Genomic DNA, 24,539 nt, shown 5'->3' with positions numbered 1-24,539 from the left:
GCTACGGAGTGTTCACGCTTCGCCGAACACCCGCTGGAAGATCGTGTCGACGTGCTTGAGGTGATAGCCGAGGTCGAACTTCTCCTCGATCTCGGCGTCCGTCAGGTATTTCTTCACGTCGGGGTCGTTCTTCAGCAGCGTCTGGAAGTCGCCTTCGCCGCGCCAGACCGGCATCGCGTTGCGCTGCACGAATTTGTAGGCGTCCTCGCGGCTGGCGCCCTTCTGGGTCAACGCGATCAACACGCGCTGCGAATGCACGAGGCCGCCGAGCCGGTCGAGGTTCTTCTGCATGTTCTGCGGATAGACCAGCAGCTTCTCGATCAGGCCGGCGAGCCGGACCAGCGCGAAGTCGAGCGTCACGGTGGCGTCGGGGGCCATCATGCGCTCGGCCGAGGAGTGCGAGATGTCGCGCTCGTGCCACAGCACGACGTTTTCCAGCGCCGGCGTCACATAGGCGCGCACCATGCGCGCCAGGCCGGAGAGGTTCTCCGACAGCACCGGATTGCGCTTGTGCGGCATCGACGACGAGCCCTTCTGGCCCTCGGAGAAGAACTCCTCCGCTTCCAGCACCTCGGTGCGCTGCAAATGGCGCACTTCCACCGCAAGCCGCTCGACCGAAGCGGCGATCACGCCGAGGGTGGCAAAATACATTGCGTGGCGGTCGCGCGGGATCACTTGCGTCGAGACCGGCTCCGGCCGCAGGCCCATCGCCTTCGCGACGTGCTCTTCGACCCGCGGGTCGATCTGGGCAAAGGTGCCGACCGAGCCCGAGATCGCGCAGGTCGAGATCTCGTCGCGCGCGGCGACCAGGCGGGCGCGAGCGCGCGCGAACTCGGCATGGGCATAGGCGAGCTTGAGGCCGAACGTGACCGGCTCGGCATGGATGCCGTGGGAGCGGCCGATGGTCGGCGTCATCTTGTGCTCGAAGGCGCGCATCTTCAGCGCCGCCAGCACCCTGTCGAGATCGGCGATCAAGAGGTCGGCGGCGCGCTTGAGCTGGACGTTGAGGCAGGTGTCGAGCACGTCGGAGGAAGTCATGCCCTGGTGCACGAAGCGCGCCTCGGGGCCGACGATCTCGGCGAGATGGGTCAGGAAGGCGATGACGTCGTGCTTGGTCTCACGCTCGATCTCGTCGATCCGCGCGACGTCGAAGGTGGCGTCCTTGCCCTTGGCCCAGATCGTCCTAGCGGCTTCCTTGGGGATCACGCCGAGCTCGGCCAGCGCGTCGGCGGCATGCGCCTCGATCTCGAACCAGATCTTGAAACGCGTCTGCGGCTCCCAGATCGAAGCCATTTCCGGGCGGGTATAACGGGGGATCATCGCGAGCTCCGATTCGAGCGGGGCGGGGCCGCTCACAAGGAGAATATAGTGCGGAAAACCGGCCAAAATAGCCGGCGCGGCCGCCGTAGCCCGGATGAGCGCAAGCGATATCCGGGGCCTCGCGGGCCGATCCCGGGTGTTGCTGTGCTCACCCGGGCTACGAGATGGCTAGAGGTTGGCCAGCCCGCATTCGACGGCCAGGCGGACCAGCTGGGCATCGGTCCGCATGCCGGTCTTGGCCTTGATCAGATAGTGGTAGTTCTGCACGGTCTTGGTGCTGAGGTTGAGGTTTACAGCGATCTGTTCCTTGGTGTGGCCTGCCGCGAACTGCCGGAGGATCTCGATCTCCCGCTCGCCGAGCTGGTCGAGCGCCGATTTGGACGGCACCAGGCTCTCCAGCGCGAGCACCCGGGCGACGTCGTCGCTCATCGCATGCTCGCCGCGCGCCACCTGGCGGATCGCTGCGATCAGTTCGGCCGGCTCGCTGCCCTTGGTGACGAAGCCAGAGGCACCGGCGCCGAACGCCGCCTTCACCTGTGCGGCCTCGCTGTGCATGCTGAACACTAGGATCCGGGCGTCGGCATCGCGCGCGCGAATGTTGCGGATCGCTTCCAGTCCGCTCGCGCCGGGCATAGAGATGTCCATCACCACCACATCGGGCTGGTGCGACTTGAACGCGCGATAGGCATTGGCGGCGTTGTCGGCCTCGGCGACGACGCGAAAATCGTCTTGATGCTCGAGCACGCGCCGGTAGCCCTGGCGGACGACGGGATGATCGTCCACCAGCAGGATCGAGATGTCGCGAGTCTTTACAGTTGTCGTCGACACGGTCGTCATCTCAGGCGGCGAGTGGAATCGTGGCGGCGACCGAGAGGCCGCGGCGGGCGGCCGCGATCGACAGCGAACCGCCGAGCGCTGCCACGCGCTCGCTGACGCCAGTGAGGCCGAAGCCCGCGGACTGCGCGACCTTGACCGCATCGCCGCCGCCGTCGTCCTCGACCCGCACCAAGAGCGCGTTCTCGGCTCCGGTGCGCCGCTCGATCCGCAGCACGATCTCGCGCGCTGAGCTGTGACGCAGCGCATTGGTCAGGCACTCCTGCGCGATGCGATAGGCGGTCGCGGCGACCGTGCCGCTGATGTCGGCGAGGTCGCCCTGCAGATCGAGCTGGATCATCGGCTGCGTCGTGCGCGATCGACAGCTGTCGACGAGATCGACCAGGCTTGCCTCCAGCCCGAGCTCTTCGGCCGGCGGATGGCGCAGCCGGTTCAACGTATCGCGCAGGCAGGCGATGATGCGGCGCGTCGCCTGCGAGATCATCCGCGCATCCTGCGCAATTTCGGTGCCGGCGGCGTATTTGTCGCCGGCACTTGCCTCGATCGTGGTGGCGAAGGCCAGGATCGCGGTGAGATTTTGGCCGAACTCGTCGTGCAACTCGCGGGCCAGCGCGCGGCGTTCGTCGCTGCGGATTTCGAGTAGCCGCCGCGTCAGCATCGTGCGCTCCTCCTCGGCCTGCGCGAGGCGGTCGCCGAGATCGCCGACAGCGCGTCCGATCATCGCGAGATCCATCGAGCGGACGCGGGGCAGCGGCGTGCGGTACTCGCCTTCGGCCATGCGCCGCAGCGCCGACACGATCGAGTGGGCGGGCGCCAGCGTGTGCGCGATCGCGAGCGAGGCCAGCAGCGCGATGGCGAGCGCCATCAGCAGCGCGACATGGATGTTGTCGAGGATGTGCTGCCAGGCGAGCGCGATCGCGGCGTCCGGATCGGAGATAGCGTGGACGGTTCCGGCGGTGGCAGTGCGGGCGCTGATCGGCCGCTCGACGGTGGCATGATCGCCGAGCACGGTCTGCACGGTTGCCGCGAACCAGCGCGGCGGCGCCTTGCCGATCCCCTTGCTCTGGCCGCAGAGCGGCTTCTCGAAGGCGCCGGCCGGTTCGAACTGCACGCAGATCCCCGGCGCGATCAGTCCCATGGTTTCGATGGTGCGCCAGTCCGGCGCCGGCAGCAGTTGCTCGCGCATCCGGTTGCTGCGCAGCAGCAATTCGCGCCAATACAGCGCTTCGAGCGCCTGCGAGACCCGTTCGGCGGACGCCGACGTGGCGCGATCGACGCTGCGATAGGCATCGATCGTGGCCCAGACGGTGGCCGCGCCGAGGCACAGCGCGACGATGACGAGCAGGCGGGCGACCAGTTGAAGCACGAGGCGCATGCGATCACTCCACAGCCGGAGCACGATCCAGAAGGAGGGGCGAAGCGTAACAGCAACCCCGTTCCCGGCAAGTGCAAGCATGCCCAGCGATGCAGGTCGGGAAATTTGCCCGACGAAACTTGGGCAGATGTCTTTGGACGGCGCCCACAGGCTCTGCTCTAACGGGAGGCGAGGCCGTCGCGGGGCCTCATGGAACAATCGTCACAGGGAGCTCACGCAGCATGAATGCCAAGGTCGGCGCCGCCGCATCGGCCGGCACGGATGCGGCGGAGCGCAGCGTCCTGCTGCTCTGGATGATCTTCACCGGCCTTTCGGTGTTCGCCGCCTTCCTGCTGTGGCGCTACGGGCTGATCCGCCTGATGGTCAATTCCGATCGCACCTACATATCCAGCGTCATCGCCGTGCTCTACATCGTCACCTGCATCCATTGCTTCTGGCGGACGCGGGCGATTGCGCGGGAAGGGGAGGTCGCGCGCGGCTGCCGCGCGATCCTCGCCGCGCCCGATGGTGCCAAGGTGCTGGCATCGGATGCGCGCGGCCTGCCCGGTGGCCTCGTCACCGATCACATCAAGAGCTTGGTGCAGAAGGCCGATGCGCAAGCCAAGGGCCGCATCGACCAGACCCTGCTGCTGCGGACGCTGGCCGACCGCCTGCGCGGCTCCAACGGATTTGGCGCCTTCGTCTCCGACACGCTGATGAAGCTCGGCCTGCTCGGCACCATCATCGGCTTCATCATCATGCTGGCGCCGATCGCCTCCCTCGATGCCGCCGACAAGGTCGCGATGAAATCGTCGATGGGCCTGATGAGCGACGGCATGGCGGTCGCGATGTACACGACGCTGGCCGGTCTGATCGGATCGATTCTGGTCCGGATCCAGTACTACATGCTGGATTCTGCGACCCAGCGGGTGTTCTCCGACGCGGTGGTGCTGACCGAGACGCACGTCACCCCGGCGTTGGAGCGTCGCCTCGGAACGTCGCCATGATGGACGAGTTCGGGCTCTATCCGCGCGAGGAGCCGTTTGATCCGCTCGGTGTCATGCTGTTCAAGGCGCTGCAGGTGATCGCCTTCCTGTTCTTCCTCGCGCTGCTTTCGGTGTCGCCGGATTCCAAGGAAGGCAAGATCGACTCCAAGGCCGAGTTCATCATCACGATGGACTGGCCGGACAACCATCCCGATGATCTCGACCTGTTCGTGCAGGACCCGGCCGGCAACATCGCCTGGTACCGGCATCGCGAGGCCGGCTTCCTGACACTCGATCGCGACGATCGCGGCGGCGCCAACGACTTCATCGTGGTCAACGGCAAGAAGATTGCGTCACCGATCCGCGAGGAGATCGTCACCTTGCGCGGCATCGTCGCCGGCGAATACACCGTCAACGTCTCGCATTTCCAGGCGACGACCGGCGAGCCGGTACAGGCCAATGTGAAGGTGCAGAAGCTCAATCCAACGGCGCAGGTGATCTTCGACGACAAGCTAACCGTCGACCACACCGGCGACGAGAAGACTGCGGTCAGGTTTCGTCTCGATGCCGAGGGCAAGGTGATCAACGTCGACCGGCGGCCGAAATCGCTGCTGGAAACCTTCCGCAGCAGCTGGCGCAACGGCGCCGACCTCGATCCGAACACCGGCGTCCCGAAATCCGGCGTGAGGGTGCTCCGCAATGATTAGCTTGCAGTCAGTGATCCTCACGCTTGCGGTGGCCTACGCGGCAGTCGGCGCGCTGCTGCTGATCGTGCTGGTCTATGCGCGGCTGCACTGGTCGCTGAAGGCTGTCGTGATCGTCGTGACCAGCGCGTTCTATTTCGTCAGCTTCGGCGGCATGCGCGGCCTGCTCGGCTGGGCCTCCGCGGAAAAGCTGCCGACGAATTTCAAGCTGCTGTCGACGCGGATCGTGGAGCCGCATTCGCTGGAGGGCGATCCGGGCTCGATCTATCTCTGGGTTGAGGAGATCGATGAAGACAACCGGCCGAGCGCGGTGCCGCGCGCCTTCCGGATTCCCTACAGCGACGCGTTGGCCGAGCAGACCCACACCGCCGACAACGAGATCAAGGCCGGGCATCCGCAGGGCGGACGGGCAGCCGATTTCGGCGGCGGCGACGGGACCATCATGGATTTCGTCAGGGAGTACATCACCCCGAAGACGATTCTGGAAACCACCGGCGGCGACTCCACGACCGGGACCTTCGTGCCTCCGCCGGCCGGCGCGCAAGGATCGGTCTTCACGCCGCTGCCACCGCCCCGGATGCCGCCCAAGGACGCGCAGCAATAGGGGGCGAGCACCCGGCGAATGGCATAAAAATAGGGATCGCCAATAATCGGTCAGCGGGGTGGACAGTAGTCAACCGGAATTCCTCAATTCCCTGAACCGTGTAGTCTGTGGATAACCGGGGCTAGATTTCATCCCCAAGCCATTTTCCCGGCAAAGGGGCCGCTGCGTGAAGCGGCCCCTTTCGATTCCGGAGTCCGGTTCCGTGCTGTGAGGCGGCCTCAGAGCACCGTCAGGAATGCGATCGCGAGAACCATCAGCCACCCGACGATGACGAGCGAGACCACCGCGCCCGCGGTGATCTTGGCGATCTCCTTGAAGGTCATTGGACGATCCATACGGGGCTCTCCCGGGGGTGCCGTAGCGAGACATAGGCACCGGGCCGGCAGATCGCGCCGCTGCTCACGGAACGGTGTAGCGCGCCATACGGCCGGCCGCACGGCCCGGCGGGCCCGTCCGGATCGCATAGCTGTCATCTCGCAAAGTTTGTCTGACAGATATTGAAATCTGTCAGCGGGATGGTGTATATATTCAACAGCCCAAGGGAGGAGGGCGCCCAGTGGCTGTTCCGGCGTTTGGCCGGGGGAGCCGTACTTAATTTGACTACCTCGAAGGACTACCTCCATGACGATAGAAATCTTTCAATTGACCGCCCAGATTCAACAGTGGCTCAACCTTCGCGTCGCCCGCCATTTGGCAGCCCAGGCCGCCAAGTTCAGCCGCGGGCAGGACAGCGATAACCAGACGGTAAACGCATGAACGAGGCGGTGGTTTTGACACCCGAGCGGATCCTCGAAGCAACCGAGGATGTCTTGAGGCGCTTCGGGCTCGCCAAGGCCACCGTTGTCGACGTTGCCCGCGCGCTGGATGTCAGCCACGGCAGCGTGTACCGCCATTTCCCGAGCAAAGCTTCGCTCCGTGACGCGGTCGCCAAACGCTGGCTCGACCGCGCCAACGAGCCGCTGTGCAAGCTCGCAGCCGGCGATGGCCCTGCGCCGGAGCGGCTGGAGAAATGGCTGCGCACCGCCTTTACGATCAAGCAGAAGAAGGTGTGCGACGATCCCGAGATGTTCGCGACCTATCTCGCGCTCGCCCAGGGCGCGCGTGAGGTGGTGGAAGCCTACAAGGACAAGCAGGTCGATCTGATCGCGAAGATCCTGTCAGATGGTGTCGCGCAGGGCGTGTTCGAGGTCGACAATGTGAAGACGACCGCGCGGGCCGTGTTCGACGCAACCGTCCGCTACCATCACCCGGCGCATGCCGAGGAATGGGCCAAGCCCGAATGCCCGTCGCGGATCGACGCCCTGATCGCCCTGCTGCTGCGGGGCGTGCAGGTGTGCAAGCACTAACCGACCTTTCTTCCAACATCCTCTGACCATCTGATGCCTTTGGCCCGATTGCGAGCCCGGGGCCGCGTGTGCTTGATATCGGGCACGGATCAGCGGTACGGACCACGATGCGGCTTGCACTCTTTGCCGATATTCATGCCAACCGGCAGGCCTTCGCGGCCTGCCTGGATGCCGCGCGTGCGCGCGGCGCCGAGCGGCTGATCTGCCTCGGCGATATCGTCGGCTATGGCGCCGATCCGGAATGGGCCGTCGACACGGTGATGGACCTCGTCGCGAAGGGCGCGATCGCGGTGCGCGGCAACCATGACAATGCGATCGGCGTGCCGAGCGACAGCATGAATGCCGACGCGCAGGCCGCGATCGACTGGACTCGCGGCCGGCTCAGTGGCGAGCAGAAGCAGTTCCTCGCCGAGCTTCCGATGTCACGGGAAGAGGACAACCGGCTCTACGTGCATTCCGAGGCATCCGACCCCGTGAAGTGGCGCTACGTCCGTGACACCGCTGATGCCGCGCGCAGCATGATGGCAACCGAATTGCAGATCACCTTCTGCGGCCATATCCATCGTCCGGGCCTCTACTCGATGTCCTCGACCGCGAAGATGACGAGCTTCGTTCCGACCGCGGGCGTCGCGGTGCAATTGTTGACGGGGCGGCGCTGGCTCGCCGTGCTCGGCTCGGTCGGCCAGCCGCGCGACGGCGATCCCGCGGCTTCGTTTGCGATGTTCGAGACCGCAAGCCGCGAGATCACCTATCACCGCGTGCCCTATGACGTCGCGACTGCCGCCGCGCGGATCAAGGCCAACGGCCTGCCGCTCTGGCTCGCCGATCGTCTTTCGATTGGCAGGTAATGCCGATGGCGGCGCTGACGATGCAGCCGGGCGCCGAGATCGATGGCTTCACCATCGGTGAGCGCGTGCACCGCGGCGGCATGGCGACGCTGTGGACCGTCACCCATCCGGGCATCACCGTGCCGCTTTTGATGAAGGTGCCGCTCACCTCGGAGGGCGAGGATCCGGCCGCCATCGTCAGCTTCGAGATGGAGCAGATGATCCTGCCGCGACTGTCGGGGCCCCACGTGCCGGCCTGTTTCGGCACCGGCGATTTCGAGCGCCAGGCCTATCTGGTGATGGAGCGCATCCCCGGCCAGACGCTCTACAAGCGGATCGACGCCCTGCCGCTGCCGTATGAGGAGGTGAGGGTGATCGGCGGCAAGGTCGCGACCGCGCTCGCAAGCCTGCACCGGCAGAACGTCATCCATCACGACATCAAGCCGAGCAGCATCATGTTCCGCGAGCGCGGCGAAGCGGTGCTGATCGATTTCGGCCTCTCGCATCACCAGCATCTGCCCGATTTGCTGCAGGAGGAGTTCCGGCTGCCTTACGGCACCGCGCCCTATATGGCGCCGGAGCGCCTGCTCGGCGTGCGCGACGATCCGCGCAGCGATCTGTTTTCTCTCGGCGTGCTGCTGTATTTCTTCACCACGGGGGTCCGTCCGTTCGGCGAGACCGAAACCCTGCGCGGCATGCGCCGGCGGCTGTGGCGCGATCCCATTCCGCCGCGCAAGCTGAAGCCCGACTATCCGCTTTGGTTGCAGGAGATCGTGCTGCGCTGTCTGGAGATCGACCCAGTGGCGCGCTATCCGACTGCGGCGCAGCTCGCCTTCGATCTCGGCCATCCCGAGCAGGTGAAGCTGACGGCGCGGGCGCAACGGCTCAATCGCGATCCGCTCGGCACGGTGTGGCGCCGCCGCTTCAATCTCGGCGCGGCGCCACCGCAGCCGAGGTCTGATGTCGCGGCGCAGCTCGCATCGAGCCCGATCGTTGCCGTTGCGCTCGATCTCGGCGAGGGGACCGAGACGCTGAACGAGACCATCCGCGTCACCGCCGAGCAGGTGCTGTCGACGTCGCCGTCGGCGCGGCTCGCTTGCGTCAATGTGCTGAAGCTCAATCGCCTCGCGATCGACCGCACCCATGACGAGCAGGGTCAGAACAAGCATGTCGACCGCCTGGTGGCGCTCCAGCATTGGGCGCGGCCGTTCAGGCTCGAGGAGGGGCGGCTGACCGTGCATGTGCTCGAGGCGATCGATCCCGCCGCCGCCATCCTGGAATTCGCCGCGGTCAATCTGGTCGACCACATCATCATCGGCGCGCGGCAGAACTCGGTGCGGCGTGCGCTGCTCGGCAGCGTCTCGGCCAAGGTCGCAGGCGAAGCGCCGTGCACGGTGACTGTGGTGCGGCCGTCGCGGCTGGTGCCGGCGACGGAGGCGGGCGACGACACGGCGGATGCCGCTGCGACGCCGCCCGCGTTGTTCTAATCCTTAGTCGGCTAGATCGCTTCGCCGCGCGCCTCGGCCGCCGCATGGCGGATCGCGGCGATGTTGGTCTTGTAGGCCTCGACGGTGCCGCCCTTGAAGACGGCAGAGCCCGCGACGAAGGCATTGGCGCCGGCGGCGGCGAGCTGGCCCGCAACATCGGGCGCAACCCCGCCATCGACCTCGATGTCGATCGGGCGGCCCGCTGTCATCGCCCTGACGTCGGAGATCTTGCCGATCGCCGAGCGGATGAAGGCCTGGCCGCCGAAGCCGGGATTGACCGACATCACCAGCACCAGGTCGATCAGGTCGAGCACATATTCGATCGCGCTCACGGGCGTTGCCGGATTGAGCGAGACGCCGGCTTTCTTGCCGAGCGCGCGGATCGCCTGCAGCGAGCGATGCAAATGCGGGCCGGCCTCGGCATGCACCGTGATGTGGTCGCAGCCCGCTTTGGCGAACGCCTCGAGATAGGGATCGCAGGGCGAGATCATGAGATGGGCGTCGAAGATCTTCTTGGTGTGCGGCCGCATCGCCTTGATGACGTCGGGGCCATACGAGATGTTGGGAACAAAGTGTCCGTCCATCACGTCGAGATGGATCCAGTCGGCGCCGGCCTGGTCGACGGCGCGGACCTCCTCGCCGAGCTTTGAGAAATCCGACGCCAGGATCGACGGAGCGATGACGAGGGGACGCGGGGTGAATGACTGAGTCATAGCGCAGTTCCGAAAGGCTTCAGGGGGCGACGGGTGATCCCGCCTAACACGCGGACGCGTGGCGGGCAATGCGAGCGGACCGCGCCTCGGAGCCGGAAAATTCTGCCGCCGACGGCAGCTCTTGCCGGGTGCGCGGAACCCGCATCGATGCGCCAAGGCCTGGTTTTATTGGGTTTTTGCCATGGCACGCCGCTTGCTGCGCCTTGCGGCAAGCGTTTGAGCCGCCATGCGCGGCCTTGTTGGAGTATTGCCATGTTATTTGCCATTGGCGCTGCGTCATCCGCCATCGATCTTTTGAGCTCGCTGATGTCGTCGAAGTCGACGACCCAGACCGGCAGCTCCACGCAGGGAAATCAGTCGACCGGGCTGTTCTCGGCCTCGACCGATACCTCGACATCGACCAGCAGCAGCACGGCTACCAGCTCGGGCAGCAGCAGCACCCCGCAGATTTCGCCGCTGACCATGAGCGCGCTGCTCGACGCGCAGAGCCAGTCGCAGACCACGGCCTCGACCAGTGCGACCCCGACCAGCCGGTCGGACGCGCTGAAGGACCTGTTCTCGCAGATCGACGCCGACGGCAACGGCCAGATCACCAAAGCGGAATTTGAGAAGGCGCTCGGCGCCGGCGGCACCAACCTCGCGCAGGCCGACGACGTGTTCTCCAAGCTCGATGCCAATGGCGACGGCAGCGTCAGCCTCGACGAGATGTCGCAGGCGTTGCAGGGCCATAAGAGCGGCGGTCATCACCATTACCACGCGGCCGGCGGCTCGACTGACGGATCCGGCGCCAGCAGCGGCTCGGGCGGATCGAGCTCCGATCCGTTGATGCAGGCGCTGAACGGCGCGACCTCGACCTCGGTGACCAACAGCGACGGTTCGACCACGACGACCACGACCTATGCCGACGGCTCCAAGGTGTCGATGACGTCGGCAGCGACGTCGTCGACCACCAGCAGCGCGAACTCGTCCTCCGCCGGCAGCAACGCGACCTCGTCCTACAATTTCATCGAGCAGCTGATCCAGCGCCAGTCGCAGGCGATCTCGGCCCAGGCCTCGTCGTCGCTGTCGGTCAGCGCTTAGCGCGACACACTTCGCATTAAATAGAGCAGGCAGTCCCCGCCTCGCCCCGCGTGCGGGGAGAGGCCGGAACGCATCGTGAGATGCGTTCCGGGTGAGGGGGAGTCTCCGCGAGTGCATCTATCGCCGTTGATGCGGCGGCAGCCCCTCACCCCAACCCTCTCCCCGTAAGAACGGGGCGAGGGAGCGCACTGCCTTCGCGGCCCTAACCGAATTTGTCCCGCCAGCTCGGCAGCGCGCCGGGGAAGGGCAGGGCGGTGGCTGAATGGACGCCGCGTGCGATCGCGCGTGCCACCGTGTTGGCGGCGATCCCGCCGAGCTTGGTCAGCCCGAACAGCGGATCGACCGGCTTGGCGCCGGTTGCCGCGGCGAACACCACGTCGCCATCGAGCGGGGCGTGCACCGGATAGATCGCGCGCGCCATGCCGGTCTGCGCGATCATCGCAAGGCGCTTCGCTTGTGGCTTGGTCAGCTGCGCATCGGTCACGACAACGACGAGCGTGGTGTTCTCGGCGGCGGTGGCGTCCGCGCCGCCCTTCAGCCGCAGCTTCAGCATGTCCGGCGTGAACGCGGGCGGCAGGCCGCGCCCGCCGAATTCATCGTTGACCTCGAACGGCGCCGCCCAGAACCACGGGCCGCTGCCGACCGTGACGCTGCCGACCGCGTTGACCACCGCAAGCGCCGCGACCTTGATGCCGTCGTCGGTCACATCAGACGCCGAGCCGAGGCCGCCCTTGAGGGTGGCGGTGGTCGCGCCCATGCCGGCGCCGACGCTGCCGAGCTCGAAATTGTCGGAGGCGGCATTCGCTGCCGCATAGCCGAGATCGCGATAGGGCGGAAAGCGTCCCCACGCCTTGTTGCCGCCGTTGAGCAGATCAAAGCAGATCGCGCCCGGCACGATCGGGATCACCGCATCGCGGATGCGAAAGCCGCGGCCGCGCTCGGCGAGCCAGGCCTGCACGCCGCCGGCCGCGTCAAGCCCGAGCGCGGAGCCGCCGGACAGCGTGATGGCGTCGATCGCCTCGACGACATTGTGCGGGGACAGCAGCGCGTCCTCGCGGGTGCCCGGGCCGCCGCCGCGGACATCGATCGAGGCCACCGCCGGCCGCTCGAACAAGATGGCGGTGACGCCGGAGGCGATCACGGCGTCGTCGGCGTGGCCGACGCTGACGCCGGCAATATCGGTGAGAAGGTTTTTCACGATCGAGTCCGTCCGCCTGCTGTCCGATCGATCCGGTATAGCAGCCGCGGCGGATAAGCAAAACGCCCCGGCGAGCCGGGGCGTTTCGTATCTCTGATCAGGTCGGGCGCGAGAGGCTCAGGAGCCCTTCGGATTGATCTCGGTGTAGTTGCCCTTGGCGTCCCACTTGTAGACGACGTAGTCGATCGCCTTGATGTCGCCCTTGGCGTCGAAGCCCATCTTGCCGAGCACGGTGTCCCAGTCGCCGGCCTTGATGGTGTCCATCACCTTCTTGGCGTCGGTGCTGCCGGCCTTGGCGACGGCCTGCGTCCACACCTGCATCGCGGCGTAGGTGTAGAGCGTGTAGCCTTCGGGATCGATGTTCTTGGCCTTGAACTTCTCGACGATCGCCTTCGCGGTCGGCTTGTTGCGCGGATCGGGGCCGAAGGTGAACAGCGTGCCTTCGGCGGCGGGGCCGGTGATCGAGGCGAACTCCTTGTCGTTCATGGCATCGCCCGCCATCAGCACGGTCTGCAGGCCCTGGTCGCGCATCTGGCGCAGGATCAGGCCGGCTTCCTGATGATAGCCGCCGACATAGACCAGATCGATATTGTCGCGCTTCAGGCGCGAGACGATCGAGTTGAAGTCCTTGTCGCCCTTGTTGTAGGACTCGAACATCTTCTCCTGGAAGCCGGCCTTGTTCAGCGCCTTCTTGGTCTCGTCGGCGAGGCCTTTGCCGTAGGTGGTCTTGTCGTTCAGGATCGCGACGTTCTTGCCTTTGAAGTTCTTCATGATGTAGTCGGCGGCGACCAGGCCCTGCTGGTCGTCACGGCCGCAGACGCGCGCCACGTTCCAGAGCTTGCGCTCCGTGAACAGCGGGTTGGTCGAGGCCGGGGTGATCTGCAGCACGTTGGCGTCGGCATAGGCTTCGGAAGCCGGGATCGACGACGACGAGCAGAAGTGGCCGGCCACGAACGGGATCTTCGCGGAGCCGATCTTTTCAGCGATCGAGCGCGCCTGCTTCGGATCGCAGGCATCGTCGTCGGCCTCCAGCGCGAGCTTCTTGCCGAGCACGCCGCCAGCGGCGTTGATGTCGGCGACTGCCTGCTCGGCGCCGTTCTTCATCTGCCGGCCAAAAGCGGATTCGGAGCCCGTCATCGGGCCCGCGACTGCGATGGTGATGTCTTGCGCGAACGCGCTCGCCGATAATGCGAACGACGCGCCCAGTGCCAGGCCGATCAGCTTCAGTGATTTCATGAGACGTCCCTCGTGGTCGTTGCCTCTTGCGGAAGGGCCCGGCACGCCGAGCCCCAAAACCGCCGGCATTCTCGGCTGATTTCGCGGCGAAGTCACCGGCAATTTTCAGGCAAATCGACGCTGCATCAGCCACATCCTGCTGCAAGGGGCGGCGCTCAGGGCTGAGCTAGCCGCGGCGGCCGCCTTCCAGATAGGCGGCGCGGATTTCCGGGCGCTGCAGCAATTCGGCGCCGGTTCCGGCCAGCGTGATCAGGCCGTTGACCATGACGTAGCCGCGATGGGCGAGCTTCAGCGCATGGTTGGCGTTCTGCTCGACGATCAGCACGGTGAGGCCATCCTGCCGGTTCAGCGTGCGGATGGCGTCGAAGATCTGGCGCGCGATCAGCGGCGCGAGGCCGAGCGAGGGCTCGTCCAGCATCAGCAGGCGCGGCCGGCTCATCAGGGCGCGGCCGATCGCGAGCATCTGCTGCTCGCCGCCCGACAGCGTGCCGCCGCGTTGTGCGACGCGCTCCTTCAGCCGCGGAAACAGCGCGAACACGCGCTCCAGCCCGGCCTCGCGTTCGGCCTCGCTGCATTCGGTGGCGTCGGCGCCCATCTGCAGGTTTTCGGCGACGCTCATGCGCGGAAAGATCCGCCGGCCCTCGGGCGATTGCGCGATGCGCAGCCGCGCGATCTCGTGGGTCGACACGCCGGTGATGTCATGGCCGTCGAATTCGATGGTGCCGGCGCGGGCGCGCGGTCGGCCGAAGATCGTCATCATCAGCGTCGACTTGCCGGCGCCATTGGCGCCGATCAGGGCGACGATCTCCCCGCGATTGATCTCGATGTCGACGCCCTTCAGCGCCTCGATCTTGCCGTACGCCGCACGCACGCCACGCACCGCGAGCAGGGGTGTGGTTGCCGCTGCCGCGCTCACGTGCCGCTCTCCATCACGGCGATCGCCTCTTCCTCGTCGGCGCCGAGATAGGCGGCGATCACCTTGGGGTCGTCGCGCACCGCTTGCGGCGTGCCCTCGGCGATCTTGACGCCGTAGTCCATGACCACGACGTGATCGGAGATCTCCATCACCACCGACATGTCATGCTCGATCAAGAGGATCGAGGTGCCCTGTTCGTTGCGGATCGACAGCAAGAGCTCGTTGAGCCCGCCGCTCTCGCGTGCGTTCAATCCGGCCGCCGGCTCGTCGAGACACAGCAGCGCCGGCTCGGTGCACATCGCGCGCGCGATCTCGAGCCTGCGCTGGTCGCCATAGGGCAGATTGCCGGCGGCATCGTCGGCGCGGTCGAGCAGGCCGACGCGGTTGAGCCAGGTCCGCGCCAGCTCGATGGCGCGCTGCTCGGCCTCGCGCCAGGACGGCAGGCCGAGCAGGCCGAGCACGGTCAGGCCCGAGGCGCGCATCAGCGCGTTGTGCTGGGCCACCATCAGATTTTCCAGCGCGGTCATGCCGGGAAACAGCCGGATGTTCTGGAAGGTGCGCGCCACCTTGGCCTGCTTGGAGATGCGGAAATCGTTCAGCCGCTCGAGCTGGATGGTGCGGCCGTCATCATGGGCGAGGCGGATCGCGCCGCCGCTCGGCCGGTAGAAGCCGGTGATGCAGTTGAAGACGGTGGTCTTGCCGGCGCCGTTCGGCCCGATCAGCGCGGTGATCTTGCGCCGCTCGGCCGCGAAGGAGAGCTCGTTGACCGCGACGATGCCGCCGAAGCGCATCATCAGGCGGTCGACGGTGAGGATATGGTCGCCGCTCATCCGTGGCCCTCCTTGACGAGGTCGGAGGAGATCGCCTGGTTGCGCTCCAGGAACACGGTCGGCGCGCGATGGCCGATCAGCCCGCGCGGCCGCCAGATCATCAACAGCACCATCGCGATGCCGAACACCAGCATGCGATATTGATCGAAACCACGAAACAGCTCGAAGCCGCCGATCATGGCGAGCGCGGCCAGCGCGACGCCGAGCTGCGAGCCCATGCCGCCGAGCACGACGATCGCCAGCACCAGCGCCGATTCCTGGAAGGTGAAGGATTCCGGGCTGATGAAGCCCTGCCGTGTGGCGAAGAACGCGCCGGCGAAGCCGCCGAACATCGCACCGGTCGCGAACGCCGTCAGCTTGGTGGTCGTGGTGTTGATGCCGAGCGCGCGGCAGGCGACCTCGTCCTCGCGCAACGCCTCCCAGGCGCGGCCGATCGGCAGCCGCCGCAGCCGGATCGTCACCCAGTTGGTCAGCAGCGCCATCGCCAGGATCAGATAGAACAGGAAGACGAGGCGGTGGGTCGGCGAGAACTCGATGCCGAGCCTGGCGGCGAGCCCATCGTCGCCCGGCGTCAGCGGAATGCCGAACATGGTCGGGCGGGGAATCCCCGAGACACCGTTGGGCCCGCCGGTCAGGCTCTGCCAGTTGATGATGACGAGGCGGATGATCTCGCCGAAGGCGAGCGTCACGATCGCCAGATAGTCGCCGCGCAGCCGCAGCACAGGGAAGCCGAGCAGCACGCCCCAGAACGCCGCCAGGATGCCGGCGAGCGGCAGGCAGACCCAGAACGACAATCCGAAATTGGTCGCGAGCAACGCGTAGGAATAGGCGCCCACCGCATAGAACGCGACATAGCCGAGGTCGAGCAGGCCGGCGAGCCCGACCACGACGTTCAAGCCCCATCCCAGCATCACATAGGTCAGGACCAGGATCGACAGATCGAGAATGTAGCGCTGGTTGTAGAAGATGACCGGCACGAGGAACGCGAACACCAGGAGCGCGGGCGCCAGCCATCGCCCGGCGAACGAGATCGCCGATTGCACCGGCTTCGGCACGATGCTGTCCTTGTCGACCGGTCCCCACCATTGCCGCAGCAGCTCGACGATGATGCTGCCGCCGAACACGGTGCCGACGAGGGCGGCGAGGTCGCCGAACCGCGTCCAGTAGATCAGGCCGCCTTGCGGTCCGGCCTCGGTGCGCACGCCGATCATCAGCGAGAACAGCACCAGCGCAACCAATGCGCTGATCAGGGCTTTCTTGAGAATGAAGGCGCTGCCCGAGGGCTGCGCGGCGGGCGATGGGCGGGCTGAGGTCGCGCTCACGAAGTGCCTGTCAGACTTTTTCGACTTCGGGACGGCCAAGCAGGCCGGTCGGCATGAAGATCAGCACCACGATCAGGATCGAGAACGCGGCGACGTCCTTGTATTCCACCGAGAAATAGGCCGACCAGAACGTCTCGATCAGGCCGATCGCAAGCCCGCCGAGCATCGCGCCCGGCAGCGAGCCGATGCCGCCGAGCACGGCGGCGGTGAACGCCTTGATGCCGGCGACGAAGCCCATGAAGAAGTCGACCAGGCCGTAATACAGCAGGTACATCATGCCGGCGACGGCGGCGAGCGCGGCACCGATCACGAAGGTCATCGAGATGGTGCGGTCGACGTCGACGCCGAGCAGTGCGGCCATGGTCTGGTCCTGCTCGCAGGCGCGCATGTCGCGCCCGAGCCGGGTGCGCGACACCAGCCAGGTGAACAGCGCCAGCACCACGATGGTGGCGAGCACGACCATGATCTGGACGTTGGAGAGCTGCACGGCGAAGCCTTGCGCGCCCTCATGCAGCGTGTAGCCGCCGGTGATGATCGGCGGCACCGGCTTGACGCGCGCGCCCTGCGACACCTGCGAGAAGTTGGTCAGCACGAACGACATGCCGATCGCCGACAGCATCGGCGCCAGGCGGAACGAATGCCGCAACGGCCGGTAGGCGATGCGCTCGATGGTCCAGCCATAGAGCGCGGTGATCGCCATCGAGACCAGCAGCACGATCAGAAGGATCAGGGGGATCGCGGTGAGGCCGAGCGACACCAGCACCAAAAACGAGATCAGCGCGATGAAGCCGCCGATCATGAAGATGTCGCCATGGGCGAAGTTGATCATGCCGACGATGCCGTAGACCATCGTGTAGCCGATGGCGATCAGGCCGTAGATCGAACCGAGCACGAGGCCGTTGATCAGTTGCTGGGCGAAATAATCCATGCGCTGCCGTAACTCGAGGGGTGACGCGCCGAGGGCCCCCGGCAGCCTGATCCGTCGCGTCGTGGTATTTTCTAACAGTGGGACCCCGGCGGCGGCAACAGCGTGGCAGCAGCAGAGAGGGCTTGTACATAACTACTTCGGCGGGTGCGGTTCCGATGTCACAGGGTCGACACCTCGTTGCCTTGCAATGATCGCGCCAGAACCCGTGCTGGCCGAGCCACGACGGCGGTCAGAAGCCCGGGGAGCAGCAGGATCCGCACCGGCAGGGCCAGAAGCCCAATCCGGAGCGCTCATTCCGGGCAAATGAGCAGATGCAACAAGAGGCTCTCGCCGAATGGCGAAGCCCCTCTGTCAGCTCATTTGTTTCTGCTTTCTGTTCAGGCCAATTGATCGGCGAAGCGGCCGCGAAAGGCATAAGAACCGAAATGCGTGAGCTCGCTTCGCAGGTCCAGCCAGATTTCGCCGCCGAGGTCGATCCAGCGCCGGCAGAAGGCGTAATCTTCGGACAGATACTCGCCGGTCGTCTTGTCGATCATGCATTCGAACAGCGAGATGCGGTCGAGGTCGGCGCGAACCAGGTCGCCGGTGTTCAAGTCGTTGCTCTTGTGGTTGGCCCGATATTTGAGCTCGGGATGGGCGTCGCACAGCCTGACGAGGGCGGATCGCTTCATCATCAGGAAGCCGGTTCCGGCATATCGGACCTTGGCGAAGCCATCGCCGCGAGCCGTGAGCTGGTCGCCCTCCCATGTGACGACATAGTCCAGCGAGGAAGACGCGAGGTTCTTGCGCTTGGCTTCCGCAGCCCGCTGCACCTTTGCCCAATCGATGTGCTTGAGCGGGTAGGCTGCGGCCGAAACCTCGGCGTCGCAATCCAGCAGCCGGAACACGGATTCGGGTTCGAACCCGATATCGGCGTCGATGAACAGCAGATGGCTGGCGCCGGATACGAGGAATTGGTGGGCCAGCTCGTTCCTGGCGCGCACGATCAGCGATTCGTTTCCTATCAGGTGGAACTGGATGTCGATGCCCCGGGCAGTGGCCACGGCCTGAAGCTTCAGGGCGGACAGCACATAGGCCATCTTCAGGTCGCCGCCGAAGCAGGGCGTTGCGACGAAAATGCGGGTGCTTTCGCTCATTTTACCCCCTTTATCCCGGCCGGCGCAGCTGCTGGCCGGGCCCGATCGCATCGATCCGGAACCATCGCACCGCGCTTAACCTTAACAAAGGGTTTAAATTGCTGCCGGCAATCGATCGGCGTTACCTCGCAGCCTGAACCGTCGCCGATCCAAAAGGCGCCGGAGAGAAGCGGGAAGCGGCAATGTCGAGCAACTGGCGGATCAGTTCCTTCAACGGCGCGCTGCTTGCGGCCTATTTCATTCCGGTCTGGACCATCATCGCCTTCAGCATCATGGTGTCGCCGATCCACGGCCTCTATGAGCGGCCGAGCGTATCGATCGCGTTCTACGCCAGCGACCACCTGCACCTCGCCAAGATGGCGACGGTGCGGCTGGCTTGGCTGCTGGCGCTGGCGCGGATCACCGTGGTGGCGTTCTTCGCGGTCTTCCTCGCGATGACGGCCTTTTCGCCGTTGCGCAAGACCAGCAGCGGCGCCGACGAGGCGCTGGCGGTGGCGCTCTGCCTCGGCAGCGTGCTGAGCTTCGCCAGCATGATGATGGCATCCAAGGTCGGCGAGATCGAAGCGTTGCGCATGCATGCGGCCGAGCTTCTGATGCTGCTCGGCACCGCGATCGTGATGCTGCTCGAGACCTCGCCGAAGCGAACTGCCGAGTCGTCCGCTACCAAGGCGCCGGTCGCCGAGAACAGCGCACCGGCAAGCGAGCTATCCCTTCAGCAGCCCTAATTCCGCAATGATCGCGCCGGCTTCCTTGACGGCGTGATTGGCGGCGGGCACGCCGCAATAGATCGCCTGCTGCAGCAGGATCTCCTTGATGTCCTCGGGCGTGAAGCCGCCTTCGCTGAGCGCTGCGCGCACATGCAGGCGGAATTCGTCCCACTGGCCGAGCGCGACCATGGTGCCGATCACGAGCACGCGGCGCGTGCGGTGGTCGAAATGCGGCCGGGTCCAGATGTCGCCCCACGCATAGCGCGTGATCAGGTCCTGGAAGTCGGTGTTGAACGCGTTGCGGTTCTTGATCGACTTGTCGACCCATTCATTGCCCAGCACCTTGCGGCGCTGCGTCATGCCGTCGTCGCGGCGCTGGTTGTCGTCCATGGATGTCTCCTTGTGAAATCGTAGCCCGGATGGAGCGCAGCGCAATCCGGGGTTTCAGTGTCCGCCGCAAAGACCTGTCCCGGATTTCGCTTCGCTTCATCCGGGCTACGCAGCTTCCGCGTTGCTGCGCTCGCAATGACGTTCGTTGCTAACGTTGCGTCAGGAAGCCGACCACGGCTTCGGTGAAGGCGTGCGATTGCTCGACATTGGAGATGTGCGCGGCATCGAGCAGCGTCATGCTGGCGCCGGGAATGCCGCCGCGGATCATCTCACCCGCCGACACCGGTGTCGCCATGTCCTGCTTTCCCGCGATCACCAGGGTCGGGCTCTTGATCCGGGGCAGCAGCGCGCGCTGGTCGAGCGTCGACAGCGCTTCGCAGCAGGCGAGATAGCCCTCGACGGGAGAGGCCAGCAGCATCGCCTTCATGCGTGCGGCGGTCTCCGGCTCGCGCTCGCGGAAGTCGGCGGTCAGCCAGCCCGCGATCACGGCGTCGGCGATGGCCGCGATGCCGCCTTGCTTCACCGCCTTGATGCGGTTCAGCCAGTTGGTCGGATCGGGATAGTAGCAGGCGGTGTTGGCGAGGATGATCTTGCCGAATCTGTCAGGCGCGTTGGCCCCTAACCATTGCCCGACCATGCCGCCCATCGACAGGCCGCACCAGTGCACCTTCTCGATGTTGAGGTCGTCGAGGATCGCAAGCACGTCGCGGCCGAACCGCTCCATCGAGTAGGGGCCCGCCGGCACGCCGGATTTGCCGTGGCCTCTGCGATCGTAGCGGATGACGCGGAACATCTGCGTCAGCGCCCGTATCTGCGGCTCCCACATCTGCAGGGTGCACCCGAGCGAGTTCGACAGCATCAAGGTCGGCCCGCCGTCGCGGCCGTCCACCTGGACGTTGAGCAGGCATCCGTCGGCGTTGATCATCGGCATCTTGCACTCCTTGTCATGCGCGGGCGAAAGCGCGAAGCGCGTCTTCTCATCATATGATCCGCGCATCCATCGAGAATGAGTCTCTTTGCGATGATGGATTGCCGGGTCAAGCCCGGCAATGACACCTTCGCTATTTCTCGTCCGGTGAAGCCAGCAGGCGGTCGATCAGCGCCTGCGAGGCGCCCTGATAGGCCATCGGCTCGAACAGGTCCGCGATCCGCTTGGCATCGAGATGCGCGGTGACCTTGGCATCCGCCGACAGCACGTCGCGCAGATGCTTCTTCTCCGCGACCGCTTTCTTGCTGGCGGCCTCGATCAGATGATGGGCGTCGCTCTTGCCGATCGTTTCGGCCAGCGCAAAGGTGACGGCTTCCGCCATGATCAAGCCATGGGTCGCATCGAGATTGACGCGCATCCGCGCCGCATCGACCTCGAGGCCTTCGGCGAGATCGACTGTCGCGGCGAGGGCGCCGGAGGTCACCAGCATCAAGGTCGGCAATGTCGGCCATTCCGCGTGCCACGGGCCGGCGCTGCGCTCATGGTCCTGCACCTGCGCGGCGAGGATCGTAGCAGTGAGGTTCGGCGCCATGGTCGCAGCCCCCAGCGCGCTCGCGGCGGCGACCGGATTGCGCTTGTGCGGCATGGTGGAGGAGCCGCCGCGGCCGGCGCCCGCGGGCTCGAAGGCTTCGCCAACATCGGTCTGCATCATCAGCGAGACGTCGCGCGCGATCTTGCCGCAGCTGCCGGCGAGGATCGCGAACACCGACGCGGCCTCCGCGATGCGGTCGCGGTGGGTGTGCCAGGGCGCATCCGGCAGGGGCAGGTCGAGCTCCTTCGCAAGCGCTTCGGCGACCGCGAGGCCTTTGTCGCCGAGCGCGGCGAGCGTGCCGGCAGCACCGCCGAATTGCACGGCCAGCGTGTCGTGGCGCAGGCGCAGCAAGCGCTTGCGGGAGCGATGCAGGGCCGCGGCATATTCGGCGAGCTTCAGACCGAACGGCATCGGCAGCGCATGCTGCAGCCAGGTCCGCGCCACCACCGCGGTGTTGCGATGGGCAAGGGCAAGGCTGGCAAAACCCGCAACGGCGCGATCGAGATCGGCCAGCAGGACGTCGATGCCGGCGCGCAGCGACAGCATGGTCGCGGTGTCGATGACGTCCTGGCTGGTCGCGCCCCAATGCACGTAGCGCGCCGCCTCGGCGTCCTTTTTGGCGACGTTGGCGGTCAGGGCCTTCACCAGCGGGATCGCCAGATTGCCGGATCGCGTCGCGGCATCGGCCAGCGCGGCGACGTCGAATGATTCGGCCTTGCAGGCCGCGGCGATCGATCCGGCGGTGGCTGCGGGAATCACGCCGCAGGCCACTTCGGCGCGGGCCAGCGCGGCCTCGAAATCCAGCATGTTTTGCAGGGTGGCGGCGTCGTCGCACACCGCGCGCATCGCGGCGCTCGACAGCATCGGCGCAAGCAGGGGGGAGAGGGCTGTGCTCATGGCGCGCGACCTAACCACTGTCGCGCGCTCCTGCCAATGGCCCGCCGCTGCCGCCAATTTCGGCAGCGCCGATTGCGCGATTTTGTGAACGGCGGACGCGTCTTGCTGCGGTTGCGAATATGCATCGCTCATCCTCCGAAGGTGGCCTTTCCTTTGCGCCCCGGCTGCTTTACTTGGGGGCAAAGGTTTCTTGCGATCGAGGAGGTCCCCCATGGCCATGACAATGACCGGCGAAGTCCAGCTTGCAGCGCCGCGCCAGGCTGTGTGGGACAAGCTCAACGATCCCGAAGTGCTGAAGGCCTGCATTCCCGGCTGCGAAGAGCTGGAGAAGACCGACGAGGGCGGCTTCCGCGCCACCGCCAAGATGAAGGTCGGCCCGGTCTCCGCCCGCTTCAAGGGCAAGGTCACCTTGAGCGATCTCGATCCGCCGAACGGCTACAAGATTTCAGGCGAAGGCGAGGGCGGGGTCGCCGGCTTCGCCAAGGGCGGCGCCACCGTCGGCCTTGCCGACAAGGATGGCGGCACGCTTTTGAGCTACAACGTAGAGGCGCAGATCGGCGGCAAGCTCGCCCAGCTCGGCCAGCGCCTGATCAACGGCGCCGCCAAGAAGCTGGCGGACGAATTTTTTGCAAATTTCGCCAAAGCGGTGCAGGGTTAAGCCTGCAGGCGGGCCGGCTCATTCAGGCCCCGCCGTGCCGTGCCGTTATGTCCTGGATGGGTGGCTCGAAAGGTTGCCCATCGCGGGGCGCGCCCATATTATGCCGTCTGGAATGATTTTAAACCGCCTGCTTCGCCGATATGCGGTGGGGCAGATAAGAGAGTGCTGATGGCCAAGATTTCAATGATCGTGAACGGCAACCCCGTGAACGCGAACGTCGACCCCCGTACCCTTCTGGTCCAGTTTCTGCGCGAAAACCTGCGGCTGACAGGTACCCATGTCGGCTGTGACACCTCGCAGTGCGGCGCCTGCGTCGTGCATCTGGACGGCAAGGCGGTGAAGTCCTGCACGACGCTTGCGGTGATGGCCGACGGTCATGAGGTCAAGACCATCGAGGGGCTGGCGGCGGATGGCGCGCCGCTGCATCCGATGCAGGAGGCCTTCCGCGAGCATCACGGCCTGCAGTGCGGCTTCTGCACGCCAGGCATGATCATGACCGCGGTCGACCTCGTCCATCGCAAGGGCCACGACCTCTCCGACGAGGTGATCCGCGAAGAGCTGGAAGGCAATCTGTGCCGCTGCACCGGCTACCAGAACATCGTTGCTTCGATCGCAGCCGGCGCCAAGGCGATGGCCAAATCGGACCTCGCCTAATCAGCAATTCGTCGCGACAAGCGATCAGGACATTCCAATGTACGAATTCAAATATCATCGTCCCGGGACCGTGCGGCAGGCGGCCAACCTCCTGGTGAAGAACGAGGACGCCAAGTTGATCGCCGGCGGCCACACGCTGGTGCCGGTCATGAAGCAGCGGCTCGCGAGCCCGCCGCATCTGGTCGACCTCTCCCATATCGAAGGTCTCGACACGATCGAGATGAAGGGCCGCTCGCTGGTGATCGGCGCCACCGCCAAGCACGCCGAGGTCGCGAACTCCGCGGTCGTGGGCGAGGCGATCCCGGCGCTGGCCGAGCTGGCCGGCATGATCGGCGATCCTGCCGTGCGCCACCGCGGCACCATCGGCGGCTCGCTCGCCAACAACGACCCGACCGCCGACTATCCGGCCGCGGTGCTGGCGCTGGGCGCCACCATCGTCACCAACAAGCGCCGCCTCAAGGCCGAGGAGTATTTCCAGGGCCTGTTCACGACTGCGCTCGAGGCCGACGAGATCATCACCAAGGTGATGTTCCCGCTGCCGAAGAAGGCGGCCTATGTGAAATTTCGCAACCAGGCCTCGCGCTATGCGTTGGTCGGTGTGTTCGTGGCCAAGCGTCCGTCCGACGTGCGTGTCGCGGTCACCGGTGCGGGCTCGGACGGCGTGTTCCGCGTCACCGCGTTCGAGGAGGCCCTGAAGAAGCGCTTCTCGCACAAGGTGCTCGACGGCATCGCGGTTCCCCCCGACGGGCTGAACAGCGACCTGCACGGCAGTGCGGAATACCGCGCGCATCTGATCGGCGTTCTGACGCGCAGGGCGGTGGAAGCCGCCAACGCCAAGGACTAGATCCAAGGGACTAGACGAGGGACTAGATCCGAACCGGATCCCAAGGAC

At 65.8% G+C, this 24,539-nt stretch carries 26 protein-coding genes; 12 read left to right on the top strand and 14 right to left on the bottom strand.

The window, feature by feature from the left end:
• Positions 1 to 12 precede the first annotated feature (12 nt).
• The 3 genes from purB to ACOIX3_RS25785 all read right to left on the bottom strand — a co-directional run bounded on the left by purB (position 13) and on the right by ACOIX3_RS25785 (position 3,529).
• Complete coding sequence (purB, locus tag ACOIX3_RS25795; protein WP_420964835.1) at positions 13 to 1,320, bottom strand: adenylosuccinate lyase; 1,308 nt, start codon at positions 1,318 to 1,320, stop codon at positions 13 to 15.
• Positions 1,321 to 1,488: 168 nt separating this feature from the next.
• Positions 1,489 to 2,157, bottom strand: coding sequence for a response regulator (locus tag ACOIX3_RS25790; protein WP_420964834.1), 669 nt, complete (start codon positions 2,155 to 2,157; stop codon positions 1,489 to 1,491).
• A gap of 1 nt (position 2,158) precedes the next feature.
• A complete protein-coding gene (locus ACOIX3_RS25785) occupies positions 2,159 to 3,529 on the bottom strand; it encodes a sensor histidine kinase (protein WP_420964833.1) in 1,371 nt (456 codons plus the stop codon).
• A 221-nt stretch (positions 3,530 to 3,750) separates the two neighbouring features.
• On the opposite strand from ACOIX3_RS25785, the gene ACOIX3_RS25780 reads away from it, so the two are divergent.
• The 7 genes from ACOIX3_RS25780 (at position 3,751) to ACOIX3_RS25750 (ending at position 9,462) form a co-directional block, all read left to right on the top strand.
• On the top strand, positions 3,751 to 4,515 hold the full coding sequence (locus ACOIX3_RS25780; RefSeq protein WP_420964832.1) for a MotA/TolQ/ExbB proton channel family protein: 765 nt from the start codon (positions 3,751 to 3,753) through the stop codon (positions 4,513 to 4,515).
• Positions 4,512 to 5,201, top strand: coding sequence for a hypothetical protein (locus ACOIX3_RS25775; RefSeq protein WP_420964831.1), 690 nt, complete (start codon positions 4,512 to 4,514; stop codon positions 5,199 to 5,201). Before ACOIX3_RS25780 ends, ACOIX3_RS25775 begins: the two co-directional genes overlap by 4 nt.
• Positions 5,194 to 5,802: a hypothetical protein gene (locus tag ACOIX3_RS25770; RefSeq protein WP_420964830.1), complete on the top strand. Its 609-nt coding sequence runs from the start codon at positions 5,194 to 5,196 to the stop codon at positions 5,800 to 5,802. Before ACOIX3_RS25775 ends, ACOIX3_RS25770 begins: the two co-directional genes overlap by 8 nt.
• A 621-nt stretch (positions 5,803 to 6,423) precedes the next feature.
• On the top strand, positions 6,424 to 6,558 hold the full coding sequence (locus ACOIX3_RS25765) for a hypothetical protein (protein ID WP_256375171.1): 135 nt from the start codon (positions 6,424 to 6,426) through the stop codon (positions 6,556 to 6,558).
• A complete protein-coding gene (locus tag ACOIX3_RS25760; RefSeq protein WP_223976189.1) occupies positions 6,555 to 7,148 on the top strand; it encodes a TetR family transcriptional regulator in 594 nt (197 codons plus the stop codon). The genes ACOIX3_RS25765 and ACOIX3_RS25760 overlap by 4 nt, the downstream gene beginning before the upstream one ends.
• Before the next feature lie 107 nt (positions 7,149 to 7,255).
• The gene (locus tag ACOIX3_RS25755; RefSeq protein WP_420964829.1) at positions 7,256 to 7,996 is read left to right on the top strand and encodes a metallophosphoesterase family protein; all 741 of its coding nucleotides are present in this window, start codon (positions 7,256 to 7,258) and stop codon (positions 7,994 to 7,996) included.
• A gap of 5 nt (positions 7,997 to 8,001) precedes the next feature.
• The gene (locus ACOIX3_RS25750) at positions 8,002 to 9,462 is read left to right on the top strand and encodes a serine/threonine protein kinase (protein ID WP_420964828.1); all 1,461 of its coding nucleotides are present in this window, start codon (positions 8,002 to 8,004) and stop codon (positions 9,460 to 9,462) included.
• A gap of 11 nt (positions 9,463 to 9,473) precedes the next feature.
• Here the strand turns inward: ACOIX3_RS25750 and rpe are convergent, their stop codons facing one another.
• Complete coding sequence (rpe, locus tag ACOIX3_RS25745) at positions 9,474 to 10,175, bottom strand: ribulose-phosphate 3-epimerase (RefSeq protein ID WP_212309949.1); 702 nt, start codon at positions 10,173 to 10,175, stop codon at positions 9,474 to 9,476.
• A gap of 252 nt (positions 10,176 to 10,427) precedes the next feature.
• Between rpe and ACOIX3_RS25740 the strand changes: the two genes are divergently transcribed.
• Positions 10,428 to 11,255 (top strand): EF-hand domain-containing protein, encoded by an 828-nt coding sequence (locus tag ACOIX3_RS25740; protein WP_420964827.1) that lies wholly within the window; start codon positions 10,428 to 10,430, stop codon positions 11,253 to 11,255.
• A gap of 202 nt (positions 11,256 to 11,457) precedes the next feature.
• Here the strand turns inward: ACOIX3_RS25740 and ACOIX3_RS25735 are convergent, their stop codons facing one another.
• From ACOIX3_RS25735 to ACOIX3_RS25705, 7 genes are all read right to left on the bottom strand, one after another.
• On the bottom strand, positions 11,458 to 12,453 hold the full coding sequence (locus ACOIX3_RS25735; RefSeq protein ID WP_420964826.1) for a P1 family peptidase: 996 nt from the start codon (positions 12,451 to 12,453) through the stop codon (positions 11,458 to 11,460).
• 117 nt (positions 12,454 to 12,570) lie between these two features.
• A complete protein-coding gene (locus ACOIX3_RS25730) occupies positions 12,571 to 13,689 on the bottom strand; it encodes a branched-chain amino acid ABC transporter substrate-binding protein (RefSeq protein ID WP_212309946.1) in 1,119 nt (372 codons plus the stop codon).
• A 166-nt stretch (positions 13,690 to 13,855) separates the two neighbouring features.
• Positions 13,856 to 14,605 carry an ABC transporter ATP-binding protein gene (locus tag ACOIX3_RS25725; RefSeq protein ID WP_420964825.1) on the bottom strand — a complete coding sequence of 250 codons (750 nt, stop codon included), beginning with the start codon at positions 14,603 to 14,605 and terminating at the stop codon, positions 13,856 to 13,858.
• A complete protein-coding gene (locus ACOIX3_RS25720; RefSeq protein ID WP_420964824.1) occupies positions 14,602 to 15,435 on the bottom strand; it encodes an ABC transporter ATP-binding protein in 834 nt (277 codons plus the stop codon). The genes ACOIX3_RS25725 and ACOIX3_RS25720 overlap by 4 nt, the downstream gene beginning before the upstream one ends.
• On the bottom strand, positions 15,432 to 16,757 hold the full coding sequence (livM, locus tag ACOIX3_RS25715) for a high-affinity branched-chain amino acid ABC transporter permease LivM (protein ID WP_420964823.1): 1,326 nt from the start codon (positions 16,755 to 16,757) through the stop codon (positions 15,432 to 15,434). Before livM ends, ACOIX3_RS25720 begins: the two co-directional genes overlap by 4 nt.
• A 10-nt stretch (positions 16,758 to 16,767) precedes the next feature.
• Entirely contained in the window at positions 16,768 to 17,685 is a 918-nt protein-coding gene (locus ACOIX3_RS25710; protein ID WP_176530347.1) for an ABC transporter permease subunit, read from the bottom strand.
• 377 nt (positions 17,686 to 18,062) lie between these two features.
• Positions 18,063 to 18,821 carry a hypothetical protein gene (locus tag ACOIX3_RS25705; protein WP_420964822.1) on the bottom strand — a complete coding sequence of 253 codons (759 nt, stop codon included), beginning with the start codon at positions 18,819 to 18,821 and terminating at the stop codon, positions 18,063 to 18,065.
• Positions 18,822 to 19,003: 182 nt separating this feature from the next.
• Here ACOIX3_RS25705 and ACOIX3_RS25700 point away from each other — a divergent pair, with 182 nt between their 5' ends.
• Positions 19,004 to 19,546, top strand: a complete 543-nt coding sequence (locus tag ACOIX3_RS25700) for a hypothetical protein (RefSeq protein ID WP_420964821.1) — start codon at positions 19,004 to 19,006, stop codon at positions 19,544 to 19,546.
• Here the strand turns inward: ACOIX3_RS25700 and ACOIX3_RS25695 are convergent.
• The 3 genes from ACOIX3_RS25695 to ACOIX3_RS25685 form a co-directional block, all read right to left on the bottom strand.
• A complete protein-coding gene (locus ACOIX3_RS25695) occupies positions 19,526 to 19,918 on the bottom strand; it encodes a carboxymuconolactone decarboxylase family protein (RefSeq protein ID WP_173637433.1) in 393 nt (130 codons plus the stop codon). The two genes, ACOIX3_RS25700 and ACOIX3_RS25695, sit on opposite strands and share 21 nt — an antisense overlap.
• Before the next feature lie 148 nt (positions 19,919 to 20,066).
• Positions 20,067 to 20,849 carry a 3-oxoadipate enol-lactonase gene (gene pcaD, locus ACOIX3_RS25690; protein ID WP_420964820.1) on the bottom strand — a complete coding sequence of 261 codons (783 nt, stop codon included), beginning with the start codon at positions 20,847 to 20,849 and terminating at the stop codon, positions 20,067 to 20,069.
• Positions 20,850 to 20,979: 130 nt separating this feature from the next.
• Positions 20,980 to 22,335, bottom strand: coding sequence for a 3-carboxy-cis,cis-muconate cycloisomerase (locus tag ACOIX3_RS25685; RefSeq protein ID WP_420964819.1), 1,356 nt, complete (start codon positions 22,333 to 22,335; stop codon positions 20,980 to 20,982).
• A 211-nt stretch (positions 22,336 to 22,546) separates the two neighbouring features.
• On the opposite strand from ACOIX3_RS25685, the gene ACOIX3_RS25680 reads away from it, so the two are divergent.
• From ACOIX3_RS25680 to ACOIX3_RS25670, 3 genes are all read left to right on the top strand, one after another.
• A complete protein-coding gene (locus ACOIX3_RS25680; RefSeq protein WP_016840413.1) occupies positions 22,547 to 22,993 on the top strand; it encodes an SRPBCC family protein in 447 nt (148 codons plus the stop codon).
• A gap of 168 nt (positions 22,994 to 23,161) precedes the next feature.
• Positions 23,162 to 23,647 carry a (2Fe-2S)-binding protein gene (locus ACOIX3_RS25675; RefSeq protein WP_021077804.1) on the top strand — a complete coding sequence of 162 codons (486 nt, stop codon included), beginning with the start codon at positions 23,162 to 23,164 and terminating at the stop codon, positions 23,645 to 23,647.
• A 37-nt stretch (positions 23,648 to 23,684) separates the two neighbouring features.
• On the top strand, positions 23,685 to 24,491 hold the full coding sequence (locus ACOIX3_RS25670) for an FAD binding domain-containing protein (protein WP_420964818.1): 807 nt from the start codon (positions 23,685 to 23,687) through the stop codon (positions 24,489 to 24,491).
• Positions 24,492 to 24,539 lie beyond the last annotated feature (48 nt).

Source organism: Bradyrhizobium sp. B120 (assembly GCF_049075665.1).
Classification (GTDB): Bacteria; Pseudomonadota; Alphaproteobacteria; order Rhizobiales; family Xanthobacteraceae; genus Bradyrhizobium.
The sequence above is the reverse complement of the archived record's forward strand: the minus strand, read 5'-3'. Positions and strand labels throughout refer to the sequence as shown.